Below are 6,976 nucleotides of genomic sequence, written 5' to 3' on the forward strand. Positions count from 1 at the left end.
AGCACAATTGCGGGGACGGGGCGTCTTCCGGCCATGGGGTGAATGCCCACCCCGGCGCTACGCGCCGCTCTTGCAGGTGCAGTTCAGGCAGCCGTGCTCCGTGCAGGTCCCGCAGGAGACTTCGAGCTTCTCCTTCAGGGCCTTGCGGGCGCGGTGGACGCGCACGGTCGCGGCGTTGGCGGTGAGCCCCATGACGGGGGCGACGTCCACGATCCGCTCGCCTCCCAGCTCGACGCGGCGGATCAGGTCGGCGTCGACCTCCTTGAGGGTCGGGATCAGGTCGTCGATGCAGCGGCAGATCTCACCCTTCGCCTCGTCCTCGAAGACCTCGTCGAACTCCCGCTCGAGGGTCTCCCGGGCCTTCTTCTCCACGGCCTTCGCCCGCCAATGGTCGACCACCGCATTCCGGAGGAGGCGGTAGAACCAGGCGACCGCGCTCTCGTCGTCACGGAGGTCGGCGGACCTCTCGACCGCCTTCACGAAGGCGGCCTGGAGAATCTCCTCGGCGACGTCGCGCGAGCCGACGCGCGAGGCGAGGAAACCCAGGAACCGTTCGTGGTTCTCGACGAGCGCGCGGACCGCCGGCTCGTTCATGCCCGGATCTGGACCAGCCCGCCCGTCGCCGACCGCCCGTGGATCGGCCCGCCCAGGCGCCGGTAGAGCATGTCGCGGCGCACCGGGAGGAACCCCGCGTCGCGGACCGCCGCGGCGATCTCCGGCTCGTCCATGTGGTGGGTCGTTCCCGCCGACGAGACGACGTTCTCCTCGATCATCGTGGAGCCCATGTCGTTCACGCCGAAGGCGAGGGAGGCCGCGCCGACCTTGGGCCCCTGCGTGACCCACGACGCCTGGATGTTCTCGAAGTTGTCGAGGAAGATCCGCGCGGTCGCCATCGTGCGCAGGTACTCCGCCGTCGTCGCCTCGGTCCCGCCGAGCTCGGTGTTCCCGGGCTGGAAGGTCCAGCCGATGAACGCCGTGAACCCGCCGGTGCGGTCCTGCAGGTCGCGGAGCATCGCGAGGTGGTCGATCCGGTCCGCGCGCGTCTCGACGTGACCGAACATCATCGTCGCCGTCGACCGGATCCCGATCCTGTGGGCGACCTCGTGGACCTCGATCCACTCGGCGCCCGAGGCCTTGTTCTTCATGAGCCCCTTGCGGACGGGGTCGACGAGGATCTCCGCGCCGCCGCCGGGGATCGAGTCGAGGCCGGCGTCGTACAGGCGCTTCAGAGTTTCCTCGAGCGGAATGCGCGACACCTTCTTGATGTGGACGATCTCGGGGGCCGAGAGGGCGTGCAGCCACAGGTCGGGAAAGGTCGTCTTCAGCCGGCGGAAGAGCTCCTCGTACCACTCGATCTTCAGCTCGGGGTTGTGTCCCCCCTGCAGGAGGATCTGGTTCCCGCCGAGCGCGTAGGTCTCGCGGATCTTCTCCTCGATGACGGAGGCGTCGAGGACGTACCCCTCCTCGTGATGCGGCGGCCGGTAGAACGCGCAGAAGGAGCAGAACGCGTTGCAGACGTTCGTGTAGTTCACGTTGCGGTCGATGATGTACGTGACGACCTTGTCCGGGTGCTTGCGGCGGCGGACGAGGTCGGCCATCGCCCCGAGCTCGATCATCCCCTCGTGCTCGATCAGCTTCAGCGCCTGGTCGCGCGTGATCCGCTCGCCGCGGAGGACGACCCCCTGGATCGCGTCGAGCTCGGGGCGGATCTCCGGGTCCATCTTCATCTCCTGACGCAGGCGTTGACGTTGTCGGAATAGAAGGCGATCACCGGCTCCGGCGCGTGGTCGAGGATCCCGAGCCCCGCCGCCAGGCGCCAGAACAGGCGAAGGGCCTTCGCCTCCTGGCTCCCGAGCCGGTAGCGCATGTTGTCGGTGAGGTACGGGATCGCGATCGACGGGTGCTGCGCGCCGCGCCAGGTGTAGTCGGCGCCGATCGTCTCGAGAACCTGGCCGGCGAGCCGCCTCGACAGGTGGAAGGCGCGGTAGAGCGGCCGGTCCACGACGCCGGGCTTCGCGGCCCAGACGGCGTAGACGAACGGGAGGCCCGTCATCTCCTTCCAGGCGGCGCCGAGGTCGTGCGCGGCGCACCCCGGGGGCACGGGGTCGAACAGCGCCTTGTCGCCGATCCGCACCGTCGCGTCGAACTCGGACAACGCGAGGTCGAGGTCGCGCGGGCCCGCCGCGAACGACGGCCGGACGTTCCAGTGCGTCGCGAAGAGGATCCGCGTCAGCGCGTTGGACGTGCGCGACTCGGGGTCGAGCGCGACGGAGCGGATCTTCTCGATCGGCTTGTTCGAGACGAGCAGGACCGACTTCACCGGGCCGTCGGCGGTGATCGCGAGCCCCGGGACGATCGCGAGGTTCCCGATCCGCGCGACCTCGATCGACGGGAGGAGCGCGACGTCGAGTTCGCCCGCGGCCATCCGGTCGGCGAGGACCGAAGGCACGTCGTAGGAGAGGTCGACGCGATCGGAGGCGACTCCCTGGTCGAAGCCGAAGACGAGCGGCCTCGTGTTCAGGTAGGAGACGGCGCCGATGCGGACCTTCGCTCCCATCGGGTCAGGCCACGGCCGGCTCGTCGAACCGCTGCACGATGTTGTAGACGGAGTCGCGCTGGATCGGATCGCGGCCGGCGTCGCGCACGAGCCGGCAGAGGTCGGGGACGGTGAGCCCCACCGGGGTCTTCGCGCCGGCCATGTGGACGATCTTCTCCTCGACGACGGTGCCGTCGATGTCGTCCGCGCCCATGTTGAGCCCGACCTGCGCGATGCGCGGCGAGATCATGATCCAGTAGGCCTTGATGTGGTCGAAGTTGTCGAGCATCAGGCGCGAGACCGCGATCGTCATCAGGTCGTCGAATCCGGTCGGGCCGGGAAGATGCGCCAGCTGCGTGTTCTCGGGGTGGAAGGCGAGCGGGATGAAGCACATGAACCCGCCCGTCTCGTCCTGCGCGGCGCGGAGGCGGCACAGGTGCTCGACGCGCTCCTCGAGGGTCTCGACGTGGCCGTACAGCAGGGTGGCGTTCGAGCGGAAGCCGTGGCGGTGCGCGGTCTTGGAGACTTCGAGCCAGCGCTCGGCGGAGATCTTCTTGGGGTAGAGCTCGCGCCGCACCCGCTCGACGAGGACCTCGGCGCCGCCTCCCGGGAGCGAATTCACCCCCGCGGCCTTGAAATCCTCGAAGACGCGGTCGAGGTCGATCTTGAAGCGCTTGGCGAAGAAGTCGTATTCGGCCGCGGTGAACGCCTTCACGTGGATGTCGGGGCGTACCTCGTGGATGCCGCGAACGAGGTCGAGGTAGAACGCGTACGGGTAGTCCGGGTTGTGCCCGCCGACGATGTGGACCTCGGTGATCGCGGAGGAATACTGCCGGACCTCCCCGAGGCACTTCTCGAGGCTCCAGGTCCACCCCTCCTCCTTCGTCTTGTACGGCCGGTAGAACCCGCAGAACTTGCAGTCGACCGTGCAGACGTTGGTGGGGTTGAGGTGCATGTTCCGGACGAAGTACGCGGCGTTGGCGTTCTTCCGCTCGCGCACCAGGTTGGCCATCGCGCCGACCGCGAGCAGTTCCCGGGAGCGGAACATCCGGACGCCGTCGTCGAAGCTCAGGCGCTCGCCGGCCGCGACCTTCGCCAGGATGTCGGAAAAGCCGGCCGCTTCGACGAGTTTCTCGACCGCAGGACGCATGGGGCTCTCCCTGTCCGGAAAACGGTCGGGATTCTAGCGATTTACTCCCGTCGACGCGAGTTCAGGATGGCCTGAATGAGCCCCTCCGGAACGGCGGCCCGCTCGTGCTGACAGCACTTCTTCCCGAGCTCGATCGTCTTCTTGTACCCGTCGAGGTACTGGACGCAGGGCGGGCAGAAGCGCAGATGCTCTTCGAAACGGGCGCGCTCGTCGGGGGGCATCTCACCCGAGAGATAGGAAGCGAGGAAGTCGGTCATCTCCCGGCAGTTCACGACCTGGGTCCTCCGAACTCGCGCTCGACCAGGGTCTTGAACGCCTGGCGCGCCCGGTGCAGCCGGATCTTCACGGCATTGGCGGTGACGCCGAGCGCCTCGGCGGTCTCCTGGGTGTCGAGTCCTTCGATGTCCCGGAGCAGGAGCACCGTGCGGTACGTCTCGGGGAGCCGATCGAGCGCCTCCCGGACCAGTTTCGTGGTCCGGCTGGGCGGCGCGTCCCCGTTCCCTTCGACGTCCTCGAGCCGGATCGCGTCCCACGCCGAGGGTTCGTCGACGTGGTAGCCCTTGGCGTCGTAGACGGGGAGCAGATCCTCGATCGACTCCTCGGGCTTCAGGCGCTTCGCGCGAAGGCGCATGAGCGAGGCGTTGACGACGATCCGGTGGAGCCAGGTGGAAAGACGCGAGTGTCCCTCGAACTTCCCGAGGGCGCGGAAGGCCGATATGAACCCTTCCTGCACGGCGTCGCGGGCGTCCTCGTCGTTGCCGGTGATCCGGCGTGCGACGGCGAGCAGTCGGGGGGTGGTGGTGCGGACGAGTTGTTCGAAGGCGCCGTCGTCGCCGGAGCGCAGCCGATCGAGCAGGTCGCGCTCGTCGTCCGGGGCTCCGGCCTCGACCGGGGGCACGGGTTCGATCATCGCGACGGAGCCTACCATGCCCCTCGGATGGGCCGGGGTTTCCCCTCCGGGCTACGATGCCGCGGCATGCGTCGCGATCCGGTCCAGTTTGCCGACGCCTCCGGGACCCCCGTCGTGGGGACGCTTCGGGAGACCGGTTGCCGGGCGGCGGTCGTCCTGACCCACGGGATCGTCGGCTACCGGGGGATGCCCGAGCTCGAGGCTCTGGCCGGCGCGCTCGAGGGGACCCGCGACGTCCTTTCGATCGACGTTCGCGGGCACGGCGACAGCCCGGGCCGATTCACCTGGGGGCGCGACGAGTGGATGCAGGTCGAGGCCGCCGCCCGTTACCTCGGCGCCCCGGCTCGGCCGGTCGCCGCCGTCGGGTTCTCCTTCGGCGGCTACCACACGGCGAAGGCGGCCCTCTCCGGTGCGCCGCTCGACCGTGTCGTCCTCGTCGGTGCGCCGTTCGACTTCCGACTGTACGACCGGATGCCCCTCAACCGGGCCCTCTGGCGTCACCTGCCGCTGATGATCCGGCGCCGGCGCCGGCTCCCCCGGGTCGAGCGTCTCCCCAGGATGCGCGAGCGCGGCCTTTCGGCCCGCGACCTCTCACGCATCACCGTCCCCACGCTCGTCGTACACGGCGCGGACGACTGGCTCGTCTCGAGGCGTCACGCCGAGGCCTTCGCGGCGGCGATCCCCCGCGCGACCTTCCTCGAGATCGAGCGCGGCCTCCACGCCGAGTACCTGATGCAGTCCAGCCCGGGGGCCTTCGTAGCCGCCCTCCGGGAGTTCCTCACGCTGCCTTGACCGGCTTTTTCTCCGGCCCGGTTCCCGGGCCGATCTCGATCGGCACCTTCTTCGCGGTCGGCAGGTTCGCCGCGGGCACGGTGACCTCGAGCACGCCGTGCCTGAAGGTCGCCTTCACCTTGTCGGTCGGGGTGCCCTCCGGAAGGGCGAACGAGCGCTCGAATCTCCCGTAGTCGACCTCCTGGAAGAAGTAGTCGGCCTCCTCGACCTTGTGCTCGGTCCTCTTCTCCCCCTTGATCGTCAGGCGGTCCCCCTGCACGGAGAGCTCGACCTCGTTGGGGTCGACGCCGGGCATCTCCGCCCGGAAGACCAGCATGTTGTCGCGGGTGAAGCACTCGACGGTCGGGAAGAGCGTGCTCATCCATTCCGTCGGCTTGTCGGTTTCGCCCGTCCCCGCCGGCAGCTCCCGCCGGCGTACGCCGAACGCGGGCAACATGCGGCTGCCCTCGCCGACGCGGGTGAAGAGCGTGTCGAAATCCCGAAAGAGATTCGACATCTCGTCGAAGACGCTGCGCCTGGTCCACATCTCGGGATCCCTCCTTTCTGGAAACCGTCTATCGGGATAGAACTCCTCGCGGGGGGTGTCAAGCCTGCTACCCTCTCGGACATGTGTGGATTCCTCGGCATCATCGGTGAGCCCGGGGCGGCCCGGCACGTGTACGACGGACTCATCTCGATCCAGCACCGCGGGCAGGACGCGGCCGGGATCGTCACCTACGACGGCAGCCGCTTCCACGTGAAGAAAGGGGACGGCCTCGTCCGGGACATCTTCAGCGCCGCGAACTTCGAGCGGCTGAAGGGGTCGATCGCCATCGGCCACGTCCGTTACCCGACCGTGGGGTCGGGAGGCGGGGAGGACGCGCAGCCCTTCACGGTGAACTTCCCGTTCGGGATCGCGATGGCCCACAACGGGAACGTCGCCAACTACGAGGACCTCAAGGGGGACCTCGCCGAGCACAACCTGCGCATCCTGTACTCCGGCTGCGACGTCGAGGTGATCCTCAACGTCTTCGCCGGGGCGCTCGCGAAGGAGGCGAAGGACGGATTCGACCTCGACGCGTATTTCGCCGCCGTCCGGGAGGTCTACCGCACCGTGCGCGGCGCCTACAGCGTCGTCGGCTTCGTGGCGGGGCACGGGATGTTCGCCTTCCGCGACCCGTTCGGCATCAAGCCGATCGCGATGGGGCTTCACCCCGCCGGTCCCGGCGAGCCGCCGTTCGTCGCCTTCTCCTCGGAGAGCGTCGTCCTCTCCGCCCTCGACTACGAGCTGCTCCCGCCGGGTCCTCCGGGAGAGGCGGTCTTCGTCGACCTCGACCGGAAGATCTCCCGCCGCCAGGTCGCCGAGGCGCATCACCACCCGTGCGTCTTCGAGTACGTCTACTTCGCGCGCCCCGACTCGTACCTCGAAGGGGTGTCGGTCTACGCCGCGCGGATGCGCATGGGAGAAAAACTCGCCAAGACCTTCCGCGCGGCGGGGCACACCGCCGACGTCGTGATCCCGGTCCCCGACTCCGCGCGCACCGCGGCCCTCGCGATGGCCCACGCGCTCGACATCCCCTTCCGCGAGGCGCTGGTCAAGAACCGGTAC

General features: G+C 68.7%; 9 protein-coding genes. 2 read left to right on the forward strand and 7 right to left on the reverse strand.

Annotated elements, in window-relative coordinates; genetic code table 11:
- Positions 1–57 precede the first annotated feature (57 nt).
- The 6 genes from VF139_12335 to VF139_12360 are packed head-to-tail and all read right to left on the reverse strand — an operon-like array spanning position 58 to position 4,596.
- Positions 58–594 carry a sigma-70 family RNA polymerase sigma factor gene (locus VF139_12335; protein HEX6852180.1) on the reverse strand — a complete coding sequence of 179 codons (537 nt, stop codon included), beginning with the start codon at positions 592–594 and terminating at the stop codon, positions 58–60.
- A complete protein-coding gene (mqnC, locus tag VF139_12340) occupies positions 591–1,721 on the reverse strand; it encodes a cyclic dehypoxanthinyl futalosine synthase (GenBank protein ID HEX6852181.1) in 1,131 nt (376 codons plus the stop codon). Before mqnC ends, VF139_12335 begins: the two co-directional genes overlap by 4 nt.
- A gap of 2 nt (positions 1,722–1,723) precedes the next feature.
- Positions 1,724–2,557, reverse strand: a complete 834-nt coding sequence (locus tag VF139_12345; GenBank protein HEX6852182.1) for a menaquinone biosynthesis protein — start codon at positions 2,555–2,557, stop codon at positions 1,724–1,726.
- Positions 2,558–2,561: 4 nt separating this feature from the next.
- Positions 2,562–3,686 carry an aminofutalosine synthase MqnE gene (mqnE, locus tag VF139_12350; protein HEX6852183.1) on the reverse strand — a complete coding sequence of 375 codons (1,125 nt, stop codon included), beginning with the start codon at positions 3,684–3,686 and terminating at the stop codon, positions 2,562–2,564.
- A 41-nt stretch (positions 3,687–3,727) separates the two neighbouring features.
- Positions 3,728–3,958 carry a zf-HC2 domain-containing protein gene (locus tag VF139_12355; GenBank protein ID HEX6852184.1) on the reverse strand — a complete coding sequence of 77 codons (231 nt, stop codon included), beginning with the start codon at positions 3,956–3,958 and terminating at the stop codon, positions 3,728–3,730.
- Positions 3,955–4,596, reverse strand: coding sequence for a sigma-70 family RNA polymerase sigma factor (locus tag VF139_12360; GenBank protein ID HEX6852185.1), 642 nt, complete (start codon positions 4,594–4,596; stop codon positions 3,955–3,957). Before VF139_12360 ends, VF139_12355 begins: the two co-directional genes overlap by 4 nt.
- Before the next feature lie 66 nt (positions 4,597–4,662).
- On the opposite strand from VF139_12360, the gene VF139_12365 reads away from it, so the two are divergent.
- Complete coding sequence (locus VF139_12365; protein HEX6852186.1) at positions 4,663–5,388, forward strand: alpha/beta fold hydrolase; 726 nt, start codon at positions 4,663–4,665, stop codon at positions 5,386–5,388.
- Here the strand turns inward: VF139_12365 and VF139_12370 are convergent.
- Entirely contained in the window at positions 5,375–5,914 is a 540-nt protein-coding gene (locus VF139_12370) for an Hsp20/alpha crystallin family protein (protein HEX6852187.1), read from the reverse strand. The genes VF139_12365 and VF139_12370 overlap by 14 nt on opposite strands.
- Positions 5,915–5,995: 81 nt before the next feature.
- Here VF139_12370 and VF139_12375 point away from each other — a divergent pair.
- The coding region (locus VF139_12375; protein ID HEX6852188.1) for an amidophosphoribosyltransferase at positions 5,996–6,976 on the forward strand (981 nt) is incomplete at its 3' end.

This window comes from Candidatus Polarisedimenticolaceae bacterium, from assembly GCA_036376135.1.
Lineage (GTDB): Bacteria > Acidobacteriota > Polarisedimenticolia > Polarisedimenticolales > DASRJG01 > DASVAW01.